Annotated in this window: 21 protein-coding genes; 13 read left to right on the top strand and 8 right to left on the bottom strand. The window is 58.4% G+C overall.

Translation table 11 applies throughout. The features are described 5' to 3' along the window. The first annotated feature begins 276 nt into the window (after nucleotides 1-276). Nucleotides 277-1449, top strand: a complete 1173-nt coding sequence (locus tag NB311A_RS05810) for a phage major capsid protein (RefSeq protein ID WP_009797535.1) — start codon at nucleotides 277-279, stop codon at nucleotides 1447-1449. 491 nt (nucleotides 1450-1940) lie between these two features. Here NB311A_RS05810 and NB311A_RS21790 read toward each other — a convergent pair whose 3' ends face one another. From NB311A_RS21790 to NB311A_RS21515, 3 genes are all read right to left on the bottom strand, one after another. Continuing rightward, the gene (locus NB311A_RS21790) at nucleotides 1941-2510 is read right to left on the bottom strand and encodes a hypothetical protein (protein ID WP_207382346.1); all 570 of its coding nucleotides are present in this window, start codon (nucleotides 2508-2510) and stop codon (nucleotides 1941-1943) included. Continuing rightward, nucleotides 2474-2878: a hypothetical protein gene (locus tag NB311A_RS22215; RefSeq protein WP_009797533.1), complete on the bottom strand. Its 405-nt coding sequence runs from the start codon at nucleotides 2876-2878 to the stop codon at nucleotides 2474-2476. Before NB311A_RS22215 ends, NB311A_RS21790 begins: the two co-directional genes overlap by 37 nt. 88 nt (nucleotides 2879-2966) lie before the next feature. Then, nucleotides 2967-3755 (bottom strand): WYL domain-containing protein, encoded by a 789-nt coding sequence (locus NB311A_RS21515; RefSeq protein WP_131522880.1) that lies wholly within the window; start codon nucleotides 3753-3755, stop codon nucleotides 2967-2969. A gap of 591 nt (nucleotides 3756-4346) precedes the next feature. Between NB311A_RS21515 and NB311A_RS05780 the strand changes: the two genes are divergently transcribed. The 7 genes from NB311A_RS05780 (at nucleotide 4347) to NB311A_RS05750 (ending at nucleotide 10286) form a co-directional block, all read left to right on the top strand. Beyond that, nucleotides 4347-4607, top strand: coding sequence for a hypothetical protein (locus NB311A_RS05780; RefSeq protein ID WP_009797529.1), 261 nt, complete (start codon nucleotides 4347-4349; stop codon nucleotides 4605-4607). Next, nucleotides 4604-4792: a hypothetical protein gene (locus tag NB311A_RS05775; RefSeq protein WP_009797528.1), complete on the top strand. Its 189-nt coding sequence runs from the start codon at nucleotides 4604-4606 to the stop codon at nucleotides 4790-4792. The genes NB311A_RS05780 and NB311A_RS05775 overlap by 4 nt, the downstream gene beginning before the upstream one ends. 998 nt (nucleotides 4793-5790) lie before the next feature. Then, a complete protein-coding gene (locus NB311A_RS05770) occupies nucleotides 5791-6108 on the top strand; it encodes a PilZ domain-containing protein (RefSeq protein WP_009797527.1) in 318 nt (105 codons plus the stop codon). A 152-nt stretch (nucleotides 6109-6260) separates the two neighbouring features. Further along, nucleotides 6261-7193, top strand: coding sequence for a septal ring lytic transglycosylase RlpA family protein (locus NB311A_RS05765; RefSeq protein WP_050752066.1), 933 nt, complete (start codon nucleotides 6261-6263; stop codon nucleotides 7191-7193). A 122-nt stretch (nucleotides 7194-7315) separates the two neighbouring features. Then, nucleotides 7316-8557: a D-alanyl-D-alanine carboxypeptidase family protein gene (locus tag NB311A_RS05760; RefSeq protein WP_009797525.1), complete on the top strand. Its 1242-nt coding sequence runs from the start codon at nucleotides 7316-7318 to the stop codon at nucleotides 8555-8557. Next, nucleotides 8557-9249, top strand: coding sequence for a dTMP kinase (gene tmk / locus NB311A_RS05755; RefSeq protein WP_009797524.1), 693 nt, complete (start codon nucleotides 8557-8559; stop codon nucleotides 9247-9249). Before NB311A_RS05760 ends, tmk begins: the two co-directional genes overlap by 1 nt. Continuing rightward, nucleotides 9246-10286 (top strand): DNA polymerase III subunit delta', encoded by a 1041-nt coding sequence (locus tag NB311A_RS05750; protein WP_009797523.1) that lies wholly within the window; start codon nucleotides 9246-9248, stop codon nucleotides 10284-10286. The genes tmk and NB311A_RS05750 overlap by 4 nt, the downstream gene beginning before the upstream one ends. A gap of 39 nt (nucleotides 10287-10325) precedes the next feature. Here NB311A_RS05750 and NB311A_RS22435 read toward each other — a convergent pair whose 3' ends face one another. Next, nucleotides 10326-10733, bottom strand: coding sequence for a hypothetical protein (locus NB311A_RS22435; protein ID WP_245256934.1), 408 nt, complete (start codon nucleotides 10731-10733; stop codon nucleotides 10326-10328). On the opposite strand from NB311A_RS22435, the gene metG reads away from it, so the two are divergent. From metG to NB311A_RS05730, 4 genes are read left to right on the top strand one after another with little or no spacing between them, the layout of a single operon-like run. Beyond that, the gene (metG, locus tag NB311A_RS05745; protein WP_245256933.1) at nucleotides 10693-12390 is read left to right on the top strand and encodes a methionine--tRNA ligase; all 1698 of its coding nucleotides are present in this window, start codon (nucleotides 10693-10695) and stop codon (nucleotides 12388-12390) included. The two genes, NB311A_RS22435 and metG, sit on opposite strands and share 41 nt — an antisense overlap. A 14-nt stretch (nucleotides 12391-12404) precedes the next feature. After that, on the top strand, nucleotides 12405-13196 hold the full coding sequence (locus NB311A_RS05740) for a TatD family hydrolase (RefSeq protein ID WP_009797521.1): 792 nt from the start codon (nucleotides 12405-12407) through the stop codon (nucleotides 13194-13196). Continuing rightward, the gene (locus NB311A_RS05735) at nucleotides 13193-13996 is read left to right on the top strand and encodes an MBL fold metallo-hydrolase (protein WP_009797520.1); all 804 of its coding nucleotides are present in this window, start codon (nucleotides 13193-13195) and stop codon (nucleotides 13994-13996) included. Before NB311A_RS05740 ends, NB311A_RS05735 begins: the two co-directional genes overlap by 4 nt. 60 nt (nucleotides 13997-14056) lie before the next feature. Beyond that, entirely contained in the window at nucleotides 14057-14380 is a 324-nt protein-coding gene (locus NB311A_RS05730; RefSeq protein WP_009797519.1) for a YnfA family protein, read from the top strand. 421 nt (nucleotides 14381-14801) lie between these two features. Here the strand turns inward: NB311A_RS05730 and NB311A_RS05725 are convergent, their stop codons facing one another. Beyond that, nucleotides 14802-15482 carry a TetR/AcrR family transcriptional regulator gene (locus NB311A_RS05725; RefSeq protein WP_207382345.1) on the bottom strand — a complete coding sequence of 227 codons (681 nt, stop codon included), beginning with the start codon at nucleotides 15480-15482 and terminating at the stop codon, nucleotides 14802-14804. 203 nt (nucleotides 15483-15685) lie between these two features. Between NB311A_RS05725 and NB311A_RS05720 the strand changes: the two genes are divergently transcribed. Next, on the top strand, nucleotides 15686-16027 hold the full coding sequence (locus tag NB311A_RS05720; protein ID WP_040674060.1) for a carboxymuconolactone decarboxylase family protein: 342 nt from the start codon (nucleotides 15686-15688) through the stop codon (nucleotides 16025-16027). Between the two features lie 131 nt (nucleotides 16028-16158). On the opposite strand, the gene NB311A_RS05715 is transcribed toward NB311A_RS05720, so the two are convergent. The 3 genes from NB311A_RS05715 to ihpA are packed head-to-tail and all read right to left on the bottom strand — an operon-like array spanning nucleotide 16159 to nucleotide 21591. After that, on the bottom strand, nucleotides 16159-19341 hold the full coding sequence (locus tag NB311A_RS05715) for an efflux RND transporter permease subunit (protein ID WP_009797516.1): 3183 nt from the start codon (nucleotides 19339-19341) through the stop codon (nucleotides 16159-16161). After that, complete coding sequence (gene ihpB, locus NB311A_RS05710; RefSeq protein ID WP_009797515.1) at nucleotides 19331-20323, bottom strand: divalent metal ion exporter adaptor subunit IhpB; 993 nt, start codon at nucleotides 20321-20323, stop codon at nucleotides 19331-19333. The genes NB311A_RS05715 and ihpB overlap by 11 nt, the downstream gene beginning before the upstream one ends. Then, on the bottom strand, nucleotides 20320-21591 hold the full coding sequence (ihpA, locus tag NB311A_RS05705) for a divalent metal ion exporter subunit IhpA (protein WP_009797514.1): 1272 nt from the start codon (nucleotides 21589-21591) through the stop codon (nucleotides 20320-20322). Before ihpA ends, ihpB begins: the two co-directional genes overlap by 4 nt. Nucleotides 21592-21657 lie beyond the last annotated feature (66 nt).

The raw sequence follows: 21657 nt of genomic DNA, 5'->3' as shown, positions 1-21657 counted from the left end.
GCACAGCGTCGGCAATTCTGACCGGCAAACATTCCGGTCGCAAGGCTATAGATGACACAAAAGCGCTCGAGTATGCCGAAGGGCTTTTCAAAGCCGGTGTCTCGCAAAGCGTCCACAGGGCTTGCGAGCGGGCAGCGCAGCTATATGCACCGGCCCATCAGGTCGATACCATGAGGGACCGCCTTAGAAGGAAACTTCGGCGGAAACTAGATAAATCCGAGGAAGTGTAGGCGTCGGAGATTTATATTTCCCCGAAACACCTACGGGGATACTGAGATGGATTTGACCGAACTTGGCACGTTGCTCAACGAGCAGGGCGATGCGATAGCGCAGTTTCGTAAGAACATCGACAACAGACTCGACAGCGAGAAAAAGGAACGAGAGGGGCTTGAGGCTCGGCTGAATCGGTTAGCTCTTGGCGGTGCTCGCGGTGGCGAGAATGACGATCATGAGTTGAAGGAAATCGGCGAGGCGTTCCGCACCTACATCAAGTCCGGCGACCATGCGGGCATTCAGGAAGCGATTCAGACCAAGGGCATGTCGGTCGGATCCGACCCTGAAGGCGGCTATGCAGTCTATCCGACACTTTCCAGCTCGATCACAACGCGCGTTTTCGAATCGTCGCCATTACGGCGCTTCGCTCGCGTCGTCACCATCGGTAGCGACTCGTTCGAAGAGCTGGTTGACATCAACGAGCCGGATGCCGGCTGGGTCGGTGAAAAGCAAGCCCGCCCCGATACCAACACGCCTGACCTTGGAAAGCTGAGAATCCCGGTTCGGGAAATTTATGCGATGCCCAAGGTGACACAGAAGCTGCTCGATGATTCATCGATCGACATCGGCGCATGGCTCGTCGACAAGTGCGGCAAGAAGTTCACCCGCATGGAAACGTCCGCGTTCTTCAATGGCGACGGCGTGCTGCGGCCGCGTGGTTTCCTCACCTATCCGACCGCATCCACCGACGACGACACTCGCGCGTGGGGGACACTCCAGTATGTGCCGACGGCCGACGCCGCCGGCTTTAAGGTAGCGACCGCAACCGTTTCGCCAGCCGATTGCCTGATCGATCTGCAGAGCGAACTGAAGGGCGAGTATCGCGACAAGGCGGTGTGGATGATGAACAAGCGTACTGCCGGCATGGTGCGCAAGTTCAAGGATGTCGATGGGGCATATGTCTGGCAGAACGCGATCGCAGTAGGCCAGCCGCCCATGCTGCTCGGTCATGCCGTTGTCCTGGCCGAGGACATGCCAGACGTCGAGGCCGGCACGTATCCGATTGCCTTTGGCGATTTTGGCGAAGGCTACACCATCGTCGACCGTCGCGGCGATCGGCTGCTGCGCGATCCATACACGGACAAGCCCAACGTCCGATTCTACATGTATCGGCGCGTCGGCGGTGACGTAAACAACTTCGAAGCGATCAAGCTCCTCAAGGTCGCTGCGTCGTAACAGGTTCGGCAGGCGGTGGGTTAGCGGGAAAGGGCGTCGGAATGGTGGTTCTACGATTCCGACGCGCATTCACCGAAGATATTGGCGAGTTTTTAATGCTGATAGCGCCTTACGAGGCTACGGATGGAATAACTGGACTCAAACGTGCTTCTTCAGTCTAATCTTTGTGAGACTGGGTACTTGCATTTCTCGCGTCGTTGACGCTGCCGTTCATTCTCAGGTCAATTCAAAAAGATCGGCTCGATAGGGTGATTAAGAGCATGAAAGGCAATGCACAAAACGGGAAGTAGTCGAGTTGAGTTATCACATTCGGACGCGGCGCTTTCCTTCCTGGGCGCCGTCATCGCGTCGATTTCAATCCGACGGCAAGGACGCATCGGGCCAGGCGACGGGCACAAAGGCGATCAGACTATTCTCCGTCTCGAGGCTTTTGCTACCACGGCATGGGGCACACGACGATCCCGCTCACGGATAGGAAGCGGTGACGCTTTTCAGCTGGCTTGGTCCGCCTCGCATTGAAAGATTCGCTCATCATGAGCAACAATACCAATTCCGATCAATGAGTTGCGAAAGACAATAACGAATGCCGACACCAGTTTTTCAAGGTCGATCCCATACCGATAAGAAAACTGGCTGGAAAGGTCCGTTCCATTTCGTGTGAGCGTCGGGACGCCAGTCAGAGAACCAATAAACTCCTGATCTTCCTTGAGCGTGTGAAGGTACGCATTGGTAATCCACTTGAGCTCTATCGATCCGCCTCGTGGCAAGATGTGTCCAGTGTGTCTGTAGTGCAGTGCTTTGAGCAGCTTCTTCATCACACTGTTGACGGACTCATTGGCCAGGTCTGACCCGATGCCGACCATCGGAAGATTGGACAGACCTATACCTCTGGGGCGTGGCAGCCTCTCATTCCGGAAATATTGGCGCTTTTCGTTAGACGTCAGTATTCGAAGCAGATCCGGAAAATTATTGTTCATGGCCCGGATATACTTTTGGAACTCATGTCGTCTGGCCTCGGTGTAGCCTACGCTGCTGGCGTTGATTCGTACGAGAAGGGCCAAAACGTTTTCATGTTTGCGGCTTTCCTGGTTGCAGGAATAGCAGGCCGGGAATGCATAGCCCTCCGGCCATTGCTTTCGATCGAATAAGGAGCGGGCGGGCTGATGGTCGATTGTTGTTGACCGTTCCGCTCCACCGCAAAAGCAGCAAAATGGATGCTTGGCCAGAAGGGCTTTTGTTTTCGCTTGAGCTTCACCCATCGAAATCCCGGCGCGTCAGCGGAATAAGCGAAATAAGGCGGACCCCCCTTGTCCAAGGCCTGCAAATCGTAGACAAATGACACCCACTTTGCTTGAGCCTGCGGTCCGGTGGTAAGATTGGCCGTCAGCGCTTCGCGCCAGAAATCATCAACCAAGTCTTCGATAGCCATAAGCTCCCCGCAGCCCCGCCGTTTCGGAGAAGCCTACCGCGGGCTGCAGACGCGCGGAAACGCAAAGGGGAGCTGACTGTAATGCTCGTCATGTCAATTCGACTCCAATAAATTCTCGCGCGATGTCGTTGATTAAAGCGATTTCAGAGGTGTGGAGAATGGCGTCAGCCTCGATCACCTTTTTCGCAGCGATGAGAAAACTTCGCACATGGTCGGGGCCGGACGCTCTTATGCCGACCAGCGAGCGGCTGATAGCTTCAGAGTTTGGGCGGAGTCGCTTGATGTAGGTTCTTATCGACGCAACCTCGGTATCTGTCAGGAAGATGTTGTTTCGCTCGACGATGTTGGCCAGATGGTTAAGAGCTTCATCTACTTCAGACGACTTCAGCGTGCCATCAACTCGCGAAAGCGAGGACAGGAGGACAGCGTCGTTCCTCAGCAACGCGACAATTGAAGGCCATCGATTCTCGCTTTCGCTGGTCTCCCGGGTGCGGGCGACCCGGATGGGCATGCCGAATGTTTCGGCCATAAATTCTGGAACGTCGTCGTGCACTTCTCCATCAAAATCGATGCAGCATTGGATCCGGTCAACGCGAAACTGCCGGGTTGCCTTCCGTTCATGACATCGCGCTCGAAGACACGGGATGCCGTTGCGGCCCGCAACGATGTCGTAAACGGTTATCCGCCGCCGCGACTGCTGCCCTTTGGCGTCGGTGTACTCGATCATAAACGATTGGCCTTCGGCATAGCCGAGTGGGTCCGTGTCTGGGTCAACTTCATCATCCTGCGGAGGAATGACGATAGGCCCCACTGGCTGCTGTAATGGCCGAGCCTCGACCAGCGTCGTGATCGAAACGACGATATCTTCTACCCCCATTGAGCCACCCCCTTTTTTTAGAAGGCTACCGCAAGTTGCAGGCGCAGCAAAGCTGCCCTTGGAGGGGGTGATTTCGTTAGCAAATCAGGGTAGGATGCGGACGGAGCGTGACAACTCCCGCCAAAGGCCTTGCCGGGCCTGTTTGGCACCAGAGCGATGGCAAGGCGATCCTTGCCGGGATCTTCCATCGCCATCGATAGAAACGTGCCGATAGCCGCCGGCGCGACCGGCGCATTATGTCGGGAGAGCGGCGGCTATATAAGACCCGCAAGGGAAAGGCCGTTGCGCATCGTCTCTGGCGGTGTTGTCACCCTCCCGGCGCCAGCGCTGTCCGCTGGTACCCGGCCGTGACAAGCCGGCAATCCAGAGAGCCACCATGAACATGCACGTCATTCGGCCAGATTTGGCCGTGAATTCGATCTCGCCCCAACCGGCTACCCAACAGCGGCGAGCAGAGAAAACGCACCAGCGAGTCCGCAAGTTGCGGGAAATGGCATCCGAGGAAATTGAGAGGCTGATCGCCTTCACGGACGCGACAGACGGCTACACGTTCCGTGCGACGACCGCGAACTGGAGTTTTCGTTCTGCGGCGTGACGGCGGACGAGTGTACAACGCCCCGCAGCGAATACGACGACGAGTTGGAGGCCGACTACGGCAATGGCCAGGAAGCGGACGAAGAATATTCGCTTGGCTGGACCACGACCGGCCACACCGATGGCCTTCAAGGCGACTTCGAGGACGAGCATGACGGCTCTGAGCCGGGCGTTGACGACGAGCCGAGTTTGGGCTGGACCCGAAGCGGCGCGCACGGCGACACGCTCGACCGGGAGATCGACGAGGCGACGCTATGAGCAGGAGCAAGCGCATCCAGGCGACAGCCGCCGAACCGAACCAGCCGCCGCGTGTTCTGACGGCTCGCGAGCAGCGCATCCTCGATATCTTGGACACGCTGTCGGAGCAGGAGATCGGGCAGATTATAGACGCACTCAAGACGTCGCTGGCAATCATCTACGCTGGTCCGCCGACACAGCACTGACCGCTTGAAAGCGGTTCGACGATACCCGCCTGTGATGAGCAGGCGGGGGTTCTTTTGTTCTATATCCCCCCGGTACTCACTGCACTCGGAGGGCATCATATGCATGAGCAACGAATACGGCTGCGCTGAACAACGCCAGTCCCGTGATCAAGACTACCATCTGACGCTTCCCTTAGAATTTTTCGGGAAGATATAGCAACAAAGCGTTTCAATTTAATTTCGTGACACGCGAAAAATGCTTCGTTCGAGACCGGCGCCAAAGTCTCTTACGAGGTCGTCGCGAACCGCGGCAAGGAAAGCGCGGAGGGTGATCCTTAGCGATTTGCGGCGGTGCTCAACTCGGCTCGGCATCGCCCTTAATGCCGTGCCGCTCGAACAGGTAGCGAACATCCTGCTACCATTTTGCTACCCAACTCCCCATCACGGGGAAGGGCGGGAAGGCAGCAAGCGGGGCCGCACTTGCAGAAAAGCCCAACAAATAAGGACATTTCGCAATCGAACGATACGAGAACGGACGACCGTTAGCGAATTTCAAGACCGGTGCCTTAAACCACTCGGCCACCCTTCCAACAGGAATTTCGACCGCTTAGCGTACCCCTCGCACGAGCGCAATGCAGAGAGGTGTCCGTTTCATGCTTGATATCGGAACGAAGGAAGATTGTAAGGACGCCGCCGATCCCTTCGACAGGCGGTCAGCTGCATAATAGAAGCTTTACGAAATATAACTAAATTGCCAATCTCGGTTTTAAACAGCTCCCCACGTTCCTCCTGTACGACCCTAAGTCGCCGCTGGATGCTTTTGGAGTATCGCGACCCCGCGTCAATACCATCGCCGCGACGAAACACGTGGCGTAATTCCCGCACATGGTGAAGATACGGCCTGAACATGTCGGAATTTCTTGCGATCGGTGTTTCATTAGGCTGACCACGATACAACCATCCGTCACCGCAAGGGCGAGGCGTTCGGATAAGATCATAGTGACGTTGTAAAAACGAATATGCGCGCGGACGTACAGACAATGAACTCACCAACGGAAGACCGCCGCAAACATCCGCGCGTCGAAATCGACGAGCCGGCTTACATTTCTACCGGCGGATTGAGCATGCGGTGCCGGCTGTTGAACGCATCTCCACAGGGAGCCGCCCTCGAAGTTCCAAATCCGGCCGTTGTCCCGTCGCGTTTCCAGCTCATGACCGAAAAGGACCGGGTGATTCGGCCTTGCCGGGTCATCTGGATCAAGCAGAACCGGATCGGAATTTCTTTCGATTCGCCAATTGCCGAGGCCGTCTCCGGCGTTTCGAGTCGCGACCTTTGATTTACCATCCCGTTTCGCCCCCGCCGGGCTCACCCCATTTCCGCCTTGTTTACTCTGCGATATATTCACGCCTTGGTATGGTTATGGACCGTATCATGTTGACCGGCGCGGTGGAGTAAGGCAGTTCGCCAGAGACCGGGTCTTGGGGACGAATGGGGAAATCAAGTTCAGATCGAATCGGGCATGCTGCATGCGCCGTAGCCGTCGCGGGCGCGTGCCTGATGCTGGCCAATTGCAGCTCATCAGGCAAGTTCAGCCGGATCGATCCGAAGTATGGAGTTTCGAGCAGCCCTCGTGTGGTGGCCTCCGGCGAGCCGGTGCCAAAGGGGGGTGGGACATATCGGGTCGGCAAGCCTTATACAGTCGCCGGACGTGTTTACGTTCCCGAGGAAAACACCAAATACCGTGCCGAGGGGCTAGCTTCCTGGTATGGCGACGCCTTCCATGGCCGTCTGACGGCCAACGGCGAGGTTTTTGATATGGCCTCGCTGTCCGCCGCGCATCCGACCCTTCCCTTACCGTGTTATGTCCGAGTGACAAACCTGGGCAACAAAAAATCCCTGGTGGTCCGCGTCAACGATCGCGGTCCATATCACGGTAACCGGCTGATCGATGTCTCGAACAAGGCGGCCGAGCTGCTGGAGTTCAAGCGAAATGGCGTCGCTGCGGTGCGTGTCGAATATGTCGGACGCGCGCCGCTTGAAGGTTCTGATGATCGGCAATTGATGGCAACCCTGCGAACAGGCGTGCCTGCACCATCACCGTCCACCGTCAGGATCGCCTCAGCGCGGCCGTTTGTTCCCGAACTTGCCCCGTCCGAACGCTCGATCAGCGGCGATATCCCGACTCCACGAGGCCGGCCCTATACGCCCGACCATACCACGATGGACGTCGCATCGATCAGCGCGGATTCCGAAATGTCTGCGCCCGGACGCACCGCGGCGCATCCGCAGGCTCTGGAAGGCGCGCGAGAGGTTTCATACGGCGAGGGCAACGTTACAGGCCATATCCGCCCGGTCGCCGCTTATGCGCCGGTAGACCAGCGTGGACCGAGCGAGCTACTCTCCGCCCGAGGGCTCTATTAAGCGGTCGCTCACCTATCGAGAACGCTAAAAATCTGCTTTGATTTTATCCGGCTGCCAGAGGCGCGGCCCGATGTTGTTCGCGATCACTCCAATTGATAAAGGGACCTAGCCGGAACCGCACCATGACAACCAGTTCTTCCACGCCCGACAGACGCGGGGGGTTCGCCTGGCGCGGTCTGGTGGCTGTCGCCGTCCTCACGATCGGCCTGGACGGAATCGTGCTGGCCGCCAACAACAGCATCCAGGGCGCGAAGAAAGAAGAAATCTACGAAACCAGCGCCCCGACCGCAATTCTGGTCGAAGCCAAAAGCGGCAGCGTACTCTTCGAGAAAAACGCAGACGAACTACGTGCGCCTTCCAGCATGATGAAGCTGATGACGGCGGAAGTCGTATTCAACGCCATCAGGAAAGGCGAGATCAAGCTCACGGACGAGTACGTCATCAGCGAAAACACTTGGCGCAAGGGTGGGGCGCCTTCTGGCGGATCGACCATGTTCGCCGCGATCAACAGCCGCGTTTCGGTCCAGGATCTCCTGCATGGAGCGATCATCCAGAGCGGCAATGACTCCTGCATGGCGCTCGCGGAGGGTATCGCCGGCAACGAAAGCGCCTTCGCGGAAAAGATGACGGCGCGAGCACGAGAATTGGGTCTGACTCGCTCCACCTTCGCTAATTCCAACGGTCTCCCACATCCTGACAATAAGATGACCGTTCGAGAGCTCGCAGTACTGGCGCGCCACATCATTTTGACGTACCCGGATTTTTACAAGCTGTTCGGCGAACGCGAGTTCACCTGGAACAAAATTCGTCAGTTGAACCGCAACGCGCTTCTCACTGCGATGGACGGAGCTGACGGGCTCAAGACCGGCTACACCAAGGAGGGTGGATACGGCATGGTCGGCTCGGTGGTTCAAAACGGCACGAGGCTGATCGTTGTGGTGAACGGTCTCGAAAGCGCCGACGACCGCGCAACCGCCGCCAAGAAACTGCTGGAATGGGGTTTTCGAAATTTCGAAATCCGGACCCTGTTTGCTGCCGAACAGCCGGTCGGCTATGCCAAGGTATTTGGCGGTGATAGCGGCTCCGTTCAGATCGCCGCATCGGATCCGGTCCAGGTCATGGTTCAGAAGAACGGCAACGACAAACTACTCGCGCGCATCGTCTATACCGGGCCGGTCCGTGCTCCGGTTGCGCCTGAGCAACCGATCGGCGTGATCAAGGTTTGGCGAGGCAAGGAAGTGGCGGTAGAGATGCCGGTCCATGCCACGAAAGCCGTTGGCGTCGGCTCGACCATGCGTCGCGCGTTGGATGGAGCGATCGAGCTTGTCGTCGGAATCGTGCGCTCGGGTGTCGCGAGACTCTGATGGCCGAGGCCACGCCCAAAGCCGACCCGCAGCGCGGACGTTTCATTACCTTCGAAGGCGGCGAGGGGTCCGGCAAATCCACGCAGATTAAGATTCTCGCCGAACGTCTTCTGGCGGCCAAGCAACATGCCATCGTCACGCGAGAGCCCGGAGGATCGCCCGGCGCCGAAATTATTCGACACCTCGTCCTGTCGGGAGTGGGCAAACTGCTCGGTGTTGACGCTGAGACTCTGCTATTTGCGGCGGCGCGCGATGATCATGTTCGCACCGTAATCAGGCCCGCGCTGGAGCAGGGCGTCTGGGTGCTTTGCGATCGGTTTGCCGATTCGACCCGCGTCTATCAGGGGCAGTTGGGGAACGTGCTACCCGGCGTGCTGAACGCGATGGAGCGGGTAACCATCGGCGATCTCAAGCCTGACCTGACGGTGATCCTCGACGTCCCCGTTGAAGTAGGCTTGCAGCGCGCAGCCGCTCGCCGTGGCAGCGGCGCGCCGGACCGCTTTGAGGCGGAGGACCTTGCTTTTCATCGGAAGCTCCGTGACGCCTATCGCGAAATCGCGGCCAATGACCCGCAACGCTGCGTGGTGATCGATGCCGACACCGATCTCGATACAGTGGCCGCGAGAATATGGGCGGCGCTGCGCGAACGCATGCTGATAGCGGACACTGCCACGCAAGTCACACGCGCATGATCGCTCGCCCGGCCACGGTGGAAATGCCGTTCCCACACCCGCGCGAAACCGCCGTGCTCTTCGGTCACGGCGAGGCGGAACGGACTTTGCTCGACGCCTATCGTGGCGGTCGCATTCCTCACGCGTGGCTGATCGGCGGCGCGCCGGGGATCGGCAAGGCGACGCTGGCCTATCGGATGGCGCGGTTTGTGCTAGCTCACGGCGATCCGGCCATGTCCGACGTGCAATCGGCCGAAACGCTCAAGCTGGACCTGGCGCATCCGGTTGCGCGCGGCGTCGCGGCCGGCACGCATGGTGGGCTCCTGACGCTGGAGCGGACGCCCAACGAAAAGGGCATTATGCGCACGGTCATCAGCGTCGAGCAAATTCGCGAGACCATCTCCTTCTTCGGCTCGACTGCTACCGGGAACGGGTGGAGGGTGTGCATCGTCGATACGGTCGACGAACTCAACCCCAACGCCGCCAATGCTCTGCTCAAGGTGCTTGAGGAGCCGCCGCACCGGTCGCTGTTCTTTCTGGTCAGCCATGCTCCGGTGCGGGTATTGGCGACGATGCAATCACGCTGTCGCAAGCTGATGCTACGCCCGCTGGCGGCGAGCGATGTGATCCGCGCGGCCGCGGCAGCGGTAGGGATCGCGCCTGACGATGCGTCCTTGCAGGAAGTCGCCGGCGCGGCCGAAGGAAGCGTCGCGCGGGCGCTGGCGCTCCTGGGAGGCGGCGCGCTGAAGCTTCATCAACGGACGATGGCGCTGTTGAACCGCCTGCCGCAAGTCGACCCGGGCGAACTCCACGCGTTGGGGGACGCCATCAGCGGCAGCGATCGCGCCGCGCTTAGCGCCTTCATCGATAGCGTGGACCGTTGGATCGGCGAGCGACTCCGTACCGGCGACGTGAACGCCGATCTTCCTCGCCTTGCACGGCTCGCGGAGGTATGGGAAAAGATAAACACCGCCGCGCGCGAAACGGAGACCTATAATCTCGAGCGAAAACCGCTGGTTTTTTCGGCGTTCGGGCTTCTCGCAGAAGCAACGCGGTAAAACATTCCGCCCATGATTGTTCTCGACCTCCAGCCTGCTTCATAAGGAATTTGTGGTGGCTCCCGCTAAGAAGAAACCGGCCAAAAAACCTCGCGTGAAAACCCGCAAGTCGCGTTCCGCCGCCACCGGCCGTAACCCGCCAGCGAAGGCGCGCAGCAAGGCGTCGGCCAGAAAGACCACCAAACGCAAAAAGACCCGCGCGAAGGCGACGACGAAAGCGCGCGCGCCGAAGACGGCTAAAAAGGCGGCAAAGAAGAGGACCGTCAAGAAAACGGCCAAGAGAACGGTCAGGAAAGCTGCAAAGAAAGTGGTTAAAAAGCAGCCGGCGACGAGAACCCCGAAGAAGGTCGCGGCGAAGAAGACAGCGGCTAAGAAGGTCGCGCCAAAGAAAACCGCGGCGAAGAAAGTGACACAAAAAAAGGCTGCGCCGAAGCGATCCGTCGCCACGCCTCCGTTAAAGAAGGCAAAGCCGCGTGCCCCACGCAAGGTCGAGGCCAAGGCCGACACCAAGGTCAATGCGACGACGGCAGCATCGCTCCCTCCGCGCCCGGCCTCATCCCGAACCAATACGTTCTACATCACCACGGCCATCGTTTATCCGAACGGCGCGCCGCACATCGGCCACGCATATGAGGCCATCGCCACCGACGCGCTCGCGCGTTTTCAAAGGCTCGACGGCAAGGATGTGTTCTTCCTGACCGGCACCGACGAGCACGGCCAGAAGATGGTGCAGACGGCGCAGCGGGAAAACATATCCGCGCTTGAGCTCGCCACGCGAAACGCGGAGTTGCTGCGGAAACTCGACGAGACGCTGCACATCTCGTTTGATCGGTTCATTCGCACCTCGGAATCCGCACACCATCGCTCGGTCCAGGAGATCTGGAAGCGCATGGCCGAGAACGGCGACATCTACCTGTCAAACTACTCCGGCTGGTACTCGGTGCGCGACGAAGCTTATTACGCAGAGGACGAGACGATCGTCGGCGAGGACAATGTGCGGCGCGGACCGCAAGGGACGCCAGTCGAGTGGGTGGAAGAGAAGAGCTATTTTTTCAAGCTTGCATCCTATCAGGACAGGCTTCTTGCCCTGTACGAAAGCGAGCCGGACTTCATAGGTCCGGACTCCCGCCGCAACGAAGTTGTCAGCTTCGTGAAGGGCGGCCTGAAGGATCTGTCGATCTCACGCACCAATTTCGACTGGGGCATCAAGGTTCCCGACGATCCCGAGCACGTCATGTACGTCTGGGTCGATGCGCTGACCAACTATATCACCGGCGTTGGCTTTCCGAACGAGGACGAGAGCAACTGGCGCTTCTGGCCGGCCGGCGTCCACATCATCGGCAAGGACATCATCCGCTTTCATGCGGTCTACTGGCCGGCTTTCCTGATGTCGGCGGGAATTGCGTTGCCGAAGCGGGTGTATGCGCACGGCTTCTTATTCAACCGTGGTGAGAAGATGTCGAAGTCGGTCGGCAATGTCGTCGATCCCTTCAGCCTTGCCGCGCAGTACGGCGTCGATCAAATGCGCTACTTCTTCCTGCGGGAGGTGCCCTTCGGACATGACGGCAGCTACAATCACGAGGCGATCGTGGCGCGCATCAATGCCGACCTCGCCAACGACTTCGGCAACCTCGCGCAGCGCTCGCTGTCGATGATCGCCAAGCAGCATGGCGGCGTTCTGCCCGAGCCCGGCGATTTCAGCGATTCCGATAAGGCGATCCTTGCACAGGCGGACGGCATGATCGCGGTCGCGCGCGAGGCGATGAAGACGCAGCAGATCCATCAGGCGCTCAATGCAATCTGGGCCGTCGTTGCCGAAGCCAACCGCTATTTCGCCGGCGAGGCGCCCTGGGTTCTGGCCAAGACCGATCCGGCGCGGCAGAGGACGGTGCTGTATGTTACCGCTGAGGTGGTGCGCCAGATCGCGATCCTGGCCCAGCCTGCGATGCCAGAAGCCTGCGCGAAGATGCTCGATATACTGGGGATACCCACCGACGAACGGAATTTTGCGATGCTCGGCGGTCATGTCCGGATCAAGCCAGGCACGATGCTGCCGCCGCCCGTCCCGGTATTCCCGCGTTATGTCGAACCGACTGCGGCCTGAACTGTTAAACACTGATGCTTGTCGACAGTCATTGCCATCTGGATTATCCCGATTTCTCCGATGAACTCGACGCCGTGGTCGCGCGCGCTGAAGCGGCGGGAGTAGGGCGCATGGTGACGATTTCGACCCGGGTCAGGGAGCAGGCGAAATTGCTCGCAATCGCGGAGCGTTTTCCGACTGTCTATTGCTCAGTCGGCACCCATCCGCATCATGCCGACGAGGAAGACGGCATTTCCGTCGGCGAACTCATCGCGCTCACACAGCATCCAAAAGTCGTCGCGCTGGGGGAGGCGGGGCTGGATTATTTTTACGAACATGGATCGCGTGATGCTCAGGCACGGGGGTTTCGCGCTCATATCGCCGCCGCGCGAGAGACCGGTTTGCCGCTTGTGATCCATACCCGCGAGGCGGACGAGGATTGCGGCCACATTCTTGAAGAGGAAATGACAAAGGGCGCGTTCCGCGCGGTGCTGCATTGCTACACAGGTGGCCGCGAACTTGCGTTGAAGGCGGTCGCGCTTGGATTGTATATCGGCTTCACCGGAATCTTGACATTCAAGAAATCCGATGCGTTGCGTACGCTCTCTACGGAATTACCGGAGGATCGCGTTCTGGTCGAGACCGACGCGCCATACCTTGCCCCCGGCAAGTTTCGCGGCAAGCGCAACGAACCCTCCTATGTCGTGGAGACCGCGAAGGTGCTGGCGGACGTACGCGGCGTTTCGTTCGACGAAGTTTCGCGACAAACCACCGAGAACTTCTTTCGGCTATTCTCGAAGGTGCCACGCCCGGACGCAACCGCATGACGCTGACGCTGACCATTCTCGGCTGCGGCTCGTCCGCTGGCGTGCCACGTCCGGCAATGGGTTGGGGCGCCTGCGATCCCAAGAATCCGAAGAACCGCCGCCGCCGCTGCTCGCTTATGGCCGAACGCGCCTCAAAGGAGGGCATGACGCGTGTCGTGATCGACACCTCGCCTGACCTGCGCGAGCAGTTAATCGACGCCAACGTCGATCATATCGATGCTGTGTTCTTAAGCCACGAACATGCCGATCAGACTCACGGGATCGATGACCTTCGCTCCGTGGTACTGCATCAGCGGCGGCGGATTCCGGTGTATCTCAATAAGTCCACCGCCGTGGATGTCATGCAGCGCTTTTCGTATTGCTTTGTCACGCCCGAAGGCAGCTACTATCCGCCGATCCTCGAGCAACGCTCGATCGAGGCCGGCGAAAGCCGAACCATCGATGGCAGCGGCGGCGCGCTCACGTTGTCGGCCTTTCTGGTGCAGCACGGTCAAATTACGGCGCTGGGCTATCGGATCGGCGACGCTGCTTATACGCCGGATCTCTGCGACATACCGCCGGAGAGCTGGCCTGCTCTGGAGAACCTCGATCTCTGGATCATCGACGGGTTACGCTATGAACAACACCCCACTCATTTCAGCGTCGCTGACGCGTTGTCGTGGATCGATCGCTTCAAGCCAGCGCGCGCCGTAATCACGAATATGCATTCCGATCTGGATTACGAGATCCTGCGGCACGAGCTTCCAGAGAATGTCATGCCGGCCTACGACGGGATGCGGCTGACGATCGATCCGGCTTGACGGATCAGGGCTGAGATCGCCTTTTCCAGAAAGACGCGCCGATCGGAGGTACGGAGCGAAGTGATAACACCCGCTGCATACGTTGGCGCCGCCATTGCGGAAATCGCCGGTTGCTTCGCATTCTGGGCCTGGTTGCGCCTTGGAAAGTCGGTTTGGTGGATTGCGCCGGGAATGGTCTCTTTGGCGCTGTTCGCGTATTTGCTGACATTGGTGGATAGCGAAGCCGCTGGGCGCACATACGCGGCTTATGGCGGCATTTACATCGCCGCGTCGCTTGGCTGGCTCTGGTCTGTGGAAGGTCTTCGGCCAGACAGGTGGGATCTCATCGGCGCTATGGTCTGCCTTATAGGAGCCGCCATAATACTGCTTGGACCGCGCCAATAATCTGAGCGAGCATCTTCCGGAGCTAAGTGTCTGATGTTTTTAGCAAGAATGAGAACAAAATATCGTCCCGTAAATATTCCATAATATACCTTATGCGAATTATACAGGGAGCGGATTGTGAGCCGCGTTTGATTGTTGCTGAGGCTTTGGCTTGTCACTAGCCGCGTCTGCGTTGCTGCGTGATAGAACCCCTGCCCGAAACTATGACGTACCACCGCATACGCGCGTACGTAGGCGCGCTCATTCCGCGTCCCCGAGAAGCCGCCGCATTTCCCGCAGCTCAGGATCGCGCGGCTGTCCGCCGAGTGCCGGCGATTTCAATGAGAGCAAGCATAATCGTGCGGTCCCCATCCGTTGGGACAAACGTGACGACAACTTCCCAACGCCATCAAACTCGCTTCAATTGCGCATCTGGTTGCGCTTAGTGAGTCCGAGGCGCGTTACGAATCAGCGAGACCGCCATCAGGCGCGCACGTTGAATCGCACCCGACCTAGGCCTAACCGCCGCAGTGACCAGACTGCCATCATATAGGATGGAAAGTTGTTCAGCGATTTCCCTCGCTGGCTTGATTCCAGCAGCGGTAAGCATCCGTACGAACGTATCGCGCACCGCCAATTTGTGAATTCGAACCCAGCGAGGCGCGGAGGAGTTCCGACCATGCTGCTCAATTGCGGCAACGACAAATAGGCAACCCCGGAAGGTCGATTTCGACGCGACGTCCAACAGCAAATCAAATACGTCGCTGATTTTTGTTTCTAACGGGGCAGTCCGGATTTCTATTTTCCTTAGCCGTTCGAGAGAGGCCTTATGACGCGACTCGAGACAGGCCTCCACGAGATCGTCTTTGCTCGGAAAGGCCGAATAGAATGAGGCTTTTGCAACACCAGCCTGATCAATGAGCTTATTGATCCCCGTTTCGTGAATTCCTTCTCTAAAGAAAAGATCATCAGCCGTTGCGAGAACGCGCTCTCGAACACCAAGGGTTCGACGCTTTGATCTGTCAATTAGCGATCTGCCGCGAACCGCGCCGGGCAAGGGTTCTGCTTTCTTATTATGTCTTATTCCCATCCGCTTATTTTCGCTCCGTAAAGAAGCGCCCATGATTTGTACCCGTCAGATTCAACGGTAGCACGTATATTGCAAGTCATTGCTGCGTTCCGCCCACACTCTTCTTTCTGTCATGCGAGACGCGCAGAACCTTGTTGCCGCTGGACGCGCGCAGAAACGCTGTTGACAGTGGCCACTGATGCATTAGCTTGAACAGACCTGTCTGTCTAAGCACGCATCGAACTGGAGATTATGTAATGCTTGATTGGGTTAATGTCAGGAACAAGTTGTCGTCACGTATCGGTGAACTTCGCAAACTTTCACCTGATACTGTGGATGCCTATCGGATGGCCGGCGGCGCAGGCGCCAAGACGGGACATCTTGATGAGAAAACACGCGAGCTTATCTCGCTCGCTGTCGCGGTAACGACGCGCTGCGACGGCTGTATCGCCTTTCACTCGGCAAAGGCGGTAAAAGAGGGCGCGACGCGCGATGAGATCGCCGAGGCGCTCGGAGTTGCTGTTGCAATGAACGCCGGGGCCGCGGTTATCTTTTCTGCAAGAGTTCTCGACGCAGTAGATGCGGTTGACGGCGCGTGATAAGTCACGTTCTCGGTTTTCTTTGCGCCGTGAGCGAATGAAACTCTTCCGGCTCGGGGTTAGCCTTGAGCCGGATTTGTTTTGACAGCTGCGCCGTCTTTCCTGACGGCAAGCCGCTAACGTACGGCGGATCATGTGTCGGCGGCTGGCTCGGAGTCTTTCCGGAACAGGATATACAGCGCCGGCAACACCAGCAGCGTCAGAATCGTCGACGAGATGATGCCGCCGATCACGACCGTCGCCAATGGCCGCTGTACTTCCGCGCCCGCCCCGGTCGCAATCGCCATTGGGACGAACCCCAGGGAGGCGACCAGCGCCGTCATCAGAACCGGCCGCAACCGGGTCGACGCGCCCTGATACACGGCATCCACCACTGGCTTTCCCTCGCGCCGTAGTCGTTCAATGAACGCGACGATGACTACGCCGTTCAGAACTGCAACGCCAGACAGTGCAATAAAGCCGACGCCAGCACTAATCGACAGCGGAAGACCGCGTAGCAGCAGCGCCAGAACACCCCCGGTCAAGGCTAGGGGCACGCCGCTGAATACCAGCAGCGCATCGGCGACCGATCCGAAGCTCATGAACAACAGCAGCAACACCAGCGTCAGCGCCAGCGGCACCACAATCATCAATCGCTTGGTAGCAGAAACGAGTTGCTCGAACTGCCCTCCCCAACCGATCCAATATCCCGGCGGCAGTTTGACCTTTTCCATGACTGCTTGCTGCGCGTCAGCCACAAATGACCCAAGGTCCCGTTCACGAACGTTAGCGGTGACAACGATACGACGCTTGCCATTTTCGCGACTTATCTGGTTAGGACCTGGCGCGACATCGACTGTTGCCACAGACGACAGAGGCACATATCGCATCGGCACAGATGACGTCGACCATAAGGCTTTCGTCGCTCCCGCTACTTCATTCTCTGCGGGAGGCAGCGGAATGGAAATGGCACGGATCGATTCCAAACTTCCCCGAAGGTTTTCAGGAAGGCGAACCACGATGTCGAACCGCCGGTCACCCTCGAACAGTTTCCCGGCACTCTTGCCACCGATGGCAATCTCCACGACGTTCTGAACCTCGGCGATGCTGAGGCCATGGCGCGACAACGCCTGGCGGTCGAGCTTGACCGTAAGAATTGGAAGACCGGACACCTGCTCGGTTTTAACGTCGGTCGCACCGGGAATGTCTTTGATCGCAGCCTGTACCTGTTTCGCAGCGCCCTGGAGGATGTCCAGATCGTCACCGAAGATCTTGATGCCGATGTCGCTACGTATACCTGATACCAGTTCGTTGACCCGCAACTGAATCGGCTGTGAGATTTCGTAGTTGCTACCAGGAATCTCGTTCGCGGCGCTTTCAATCTCCTCCACAAGTTTGGATTTCGGTTTCGAAGGGTCCGGCCACTCCCGACGTGGCCTGAGCATGACATAGCCATCCGAGATCGATGGTGGCATCGCATCGGTGGCAACTTCCGCAGTACCGGTACGCGCGAAAAAATTCTTCACCTCGGGAATCTTTCCGATCCTGCTCTCCAGCGCCGTCTGGAGATCCAGCGACTGGGTCAGGCTTGTCCCCGGTATGCGGATCGCGGCGATTGCGACGTCTCCTTCATCGAGCGACGGAATGAACTCGACACCCATTCGGGTCGCCGCGAGACCGCTTGCAAGGACAGTGACCACGGCACCAGACGCCATCAGATTCCGATAGCGGATTGCCCTATCGAGCAGCGGCAGATAGAGCCGCTTCGCCTCTCGCATGAAGATGCTCTCCTGTTCGGAAACCTTGCCGGTAACGACGATCGCAACCGCGGCAGGAACGAACGTCACCGAAAAGGTCGCGGCGCCTAGCAACGCCATCAGTACCGTCAACGCCATTGGCGTGAACATCTTTCCTTCGATGCCAGTCAGCGTCAGCACAGGCAGGTACACGACGGCGATAATCATGGTACCGAACAGGCTGGGTTTGATTACCTCCCGCGCACCATTAAAGACCGTTCGGAGGCGTTCTGTGAGCCGAAGAAGTCGGCCTGCCTTGCGCTGTTCTTCTGCAAGAAGCCGAAGGCAATTCTCGACAATGATCACGGCCCCGTCGACGATGATGCCAAAATCAATGGCGCCGAGGCTCATCAGATTTGCGCTGACTTTCGTCTCCACCATACCGGTGATGGTAAAAAGCATGGCCAAGGGAATCACGCATCCCGTCACGAGAGCAGCGCGAATGTCGCCAAGAATGAAAAACAACACGGCGATGACGAGCAGTGCGCCCTCGATCAGGTTTCTCTGAACGGTTCTGATAGTCGCATCGACGAGATTCGTCCGGTCGTAGACAGTGAGCGCGACCACGCCGTCAGGAAGCGATCGACCGATCTCACGGAGCTTGGTTGAGACCTGCTTCGCAACGGCGCGGCTATTCTCGCCGATCAGTAGCATCGCTGTTCCGAGCACGGTCTCCTTACCGTCAAGCGTGGCGGCTCCTGTCCGTAGATCCTTACCTTCCTTCACTTCGGCAACATCGCGGATACGAACGGGAATGCCGCCACGCGATCCAATAACGATATCCTGAATCTCGGCGATGTTAGCGACTTGCCCCGGCGCGCGTACGAGATACTGTTCGCCGTTGCGTTCAATATAGCCCGCGCCGACGTTGGCGTTGTTGGCGGCGAGCGCCGTCATCACATCTCGGAATCCGAGATTGTAGGCTATCAGGCGTCCAGGATCCGGCAATACATGAAACTGGCGTTCGTGTCCGCCGATGGTGTTGACCTCAACAACGCCCGGAACGGTACGAAGTTGTGGCTTGATGATCCAGTCCTGAATCGTACGCAGGTCGCTGGGAGTGAATTCGTCGCCTCCTGGCGTCCGCGCGTCTTGTTTGGCTCCCACGGTGTACATGAAGATCTCACCGAGACCCGTCGACACCGGCCCCATCGCGACCTCGACGCCAGGCGGCAACTGGTCTCGTACCCGCTGAATGCGCTCATTAACGAGCTGGCGCGCAAAGTATATGTCGGTTCCGTCGAGAAAAATCACCGTGACCTGACTTAGACCGTAACGCGAACTCGATCGCGTGTATTCGAGTTTCGGAAGACCACCCATCGCGGTCTCGACAGGAAACGTAATCCGCTGTTCGATTTCCAGCGGGGAGTAACCCAGAGCGCGGGTATTTATCTGAACCTGTACGTTGGTGATGTCAGGCACGGCATCGATCGGGAGCTTGGTGAAATTCCACGCCCCATAAACGCCGATTGCAAGCGCGAACAATATCACCCGCCAGCGCTGGCGAATGGAAAAGGTAAGGACCGCGTCAATGCTCATGATCGCTCTTGCCTTTTCCCATCTCGGCTTTCACAACGAAGCTGTTTTCAGCCACATAGGCTTCCCCCGCCGCCATGCCGGCTCGAATCTCCACGAACCTTGCATCGGACTCTCCAACCTCGACCGGACGAGCCTCGATCTTATCCTTGTCCTCGCGAACGAAGACGACTGTCCTGTTTTCGAGCGTTTGAATCGCGCCGGCGCGAACGGCGACCGGCACACTGCGCTTTGTCAGGACAAGCCGGGCCGTGGCGAACAGTCCCGGACGCAGGCGTCCATCGGTATTATCCAGAACGATCCGGGCGATTGCGGTCTGCGTGTCGATCGATCCAACCGGCGCAACATAAGAGATGTACCCCTTGATGTCCGCTCCGCCGTCATCAGCATCGATCAGCACTTCGTCTCCGGTTCGGACCCGTTTCAGATCCTGGCGGTAGATCGAAAGGTCGACCCAGATCGTTGACAGGTCGGCGACGACGAAAGCAGGCTTCTGTTCCGAGGCATACTCCCCGAGCGATATCTGACGATCAATCACGGTGCCACTGATCGGCGCCTTCAGGTCGTAGACAGTAAGACTCTGGTTGCTTTCGATCGACGCAAGCAGGTCGTTACTTGCGACGGCGTCTCCGATCCGTTTCCTGATCGATCGCACGATGCCTGGAAACCGCGGCGTTACCTGAACAACGGTTTCCTGGTTGGCCCTCAATACGCCGTTGAAAGACAATGTATCCCTGAGCGTCGCCTCGCCGGCCTCGGCAAGGACCGCCCCAGCGGCCGCGAGTTTGACATCGCTGATCAGGATACGCTTGGCACCATGTTCATCCTCTTCGACGTATCCTCGTTCGAATTCCCGCGTCTCCGTCTGATTGTGTCTTGTATGCAATGCCGGAGAACTTTGCTCTGTCAGTTGCATCTCTCGGTAGCCGACGCCCGCGACAGCGAGCACCGCGACAGCCGATACGATTATCGCAAATGTCTTCATCGAGCGGTCCCTCGCGTCAATGCGAACGGATTGCCGACGAGACCTTCAATGGTGGCGACGCCGACGTGAAAGTTCTGCTGTGCTTCCTGTTCACGCAGGCGCGCCTGGACGACATTTGCCAAGGCGTCGAGCACTTCGAGCAGAGAAAAGCGTCCTTGCCCGTATCCTTCGAAGATCGCATCGGCAGCCTTGCGGGATTTCGGAATCGCGACCTCGCGCAGCACTTTCAATTCGCGTAACGAACCTTGCAGCGAGTCATAGGCGCGTCCTGCAAGCACAATCAGCGTGTTGCGATTGGATTCACGTTCGACCCTGGTTTTCGCAAGGTTTTCCTGCGCTGACAGGATGTTGCCCTGGTTCTGATCGTATATTGGGATGGGAACCGAAAGCGAGAGTATGACGGCGTCGTCATTGGTCGTGTTGAAATGACGCCAGCCCGCGCTGACACGAACGTCGGGATAAGGCTTCAGTCGCGCTGCCAGAAGCTCGGCATTACGCCGGGCGTAGATCGCGGTCCAACGAGTCAGCTGTGGATTTGCGTCGATCGCTGCGACAACCGCTTGGAAGGACGGAGGCCGGCCTAAACGATCCAACTGTCCCGCAACGGACCGGAATTTGGCCGAGGTGTCTCCCATCAGTGCTGCCAGTTCGCGCCGGGCGCTGGCAAGCCTCGCCCGAACCCGCTCGCGGTCTGCTTTCATCAATGCGGATGCGACGTCTGCTCGGCCGATTTCAGCGGATGACGACGCGCCAGCCTCTACCCGCCGCTGCAGCAATGGCGTCAGCGCGTCGATTGCAGCAATCTGCTCGTCGAGAATCTGGATCCTTCGTTGCGCCCCGAGGGCATTCAAAAAGGCGACAGCCGTCTCGGACAGGACCTCGAGACGAACAGCCTTGCGCTGGATTACCGCAGCTTCCACGCTGGCCCGGCCCACGGCAATTCGTGCGTTGCGCTTGCTGAAAAGCTCGAACAACTGGCTGATCTGCAGCGTGGTTTCCGCCGACTTTGTTCCACGATAATTTCCGGAACCGAGCGAGTTGTCCTGTTGATAGGATACTTGGGGGTTTATCAGCACACCGGCCTGAATACCCTGCCCGGTTGCGATTCCGACGTCACGCCCGGCGGCGGTCAAACGCGGATTGGCAGCGAGCGCGCGCTGAAGTGCGGCCTTCAACGTAAGCGTTTGCGCATACGACGGCGCCATCAGCCGGGGGCTGATCAGCAGCGCCATCGCCCACGCAAGATGCGCGGCGGACTTTAATAGCATGGAAGATCCTGGCGAATAACGGAATCAGAGCGCCGATGCGCCCGTGAATACGTTCAGCTCAGGACT

The organism is Nitrobacter sp. Nb-311A (genome assembly GCF_000152905.1).
Taxonomy (GTDB): Bacteria; Pseudomonadota; Alphaproteobacteria; order Rhizobiales; family Xanthobacteraceae; genus Nitrobacter.
The sequence above is the reverse complement of the archived record's forward strand: the minus strand, read 5'-3'. Positions and strand labels throughout refer to the sequence as shown.

Coding starts and splice junctions, on each gene's coding strand:
- NB311A_RS21515 (WP_131522880.1), bottom strand. CDS start 3,755: ATGGGGGTAGAAGATATCGTCGTTTCGATCACGACGCTGGTCGAGGCT.
- NB311A_RS05725 (WP_207382345.1), bottom strand. CDS start 15,482: ATGGGCGCTTCTTTACGGAGCGAAAATAAGCGGATGGGAATAAGACAT.
- ihpB (WP_009797515.1), bottom strand. CDS start 20,323: ATGAAGACATTTGCGATAATCGTATCGGCTGTCGCGGTGCTCGCTGTC.
- NB311A_RS22215 (WP_009797533.1), bottom strand. CDS start 2,878: ATGGCTATCGAAGACTTGGTTGATGATTTCTGGCGCGAAGCGCTGACG.
- NB311A_RS05760 (WP_009797525.1), top strand. CDS start 7,316: ATGACAACCAGTTCTTCCACGCCCGACAGACGCGGGGGGTTCGCCTGG.
- NB311A_RS05750 (WP_009797523.1), top strand. CDS start 9,246: ATGATCGCTCGCCCGGCCACGGTGGAAATGCCGTTCCCACACCCGCGC.
- NB311A_RS05740 (WP_009797521.1), top strand. CDS start 12,405: ATGCTTGTCGACAGTCATTGCCATCTGGATTATCCCGATTTCTCCGAT.
- NB311A_RS05765 (WP_050752066.1), top strand. CDS start 6,261: ATGGGGAAATCAAGTTCAGATCGAATCGGGCATGCTGCATGCGCCGTA.
- NB311A_RS05715 (WP_009797516.1), bottom strand. CDS start 19,341: ATGAGCATTGACGCGGTCCTTACCTTTTCCATTCGCCAGCGCTGGCGG.
- tmk (WP_009797524.1), top strand. CDS start 8,557: ATGGCCGAGGCCACGCCCAAAGCCGACCCGCAGCGCGGACGTTTCATT.
- NB311A_RS05775 (WP_009797528.1), top strand. CDS start 4,604: ATGAGCAGGAGCAAGCGCATCCAGGCGACAGCCGCCGAACCGAACCAG.
- NB311A_RS05735 (WP_009797520.1), top strand. CDS start 13,193: ATGACGCTGACGCTGACCATTCTCGGCTGCGGCTCGTCCGCTGGCGTG.
- ihpA (WP_009797514.1), bottom strand. CDS start 21,591: ATGCTATTAAAGTCCGCCGCGCATCTTGCGTGGGCGATGGCGCTGCTG.
- NB311A_RS05810 (WP_009797535.1), top strand. CDS start 277: ATGGATTTGACCGAACTTGGCACGTTGCTCAACGAGCAGGGCGATGCG.
- NB311A_RS05770 (WP_009797527.1), top strand. CDS start 5,791: ATGCGCGCGGACGTACAGACAATGAACTCACCAACGGAAGACCGCCGC.
- NB311A_RS05720 (WP_040674060.1), top strand. CDS start 15,686: ATGCTTGATTGGGTTAATGTCAGGAACAAGTTGTCGTCACGTATCGGT.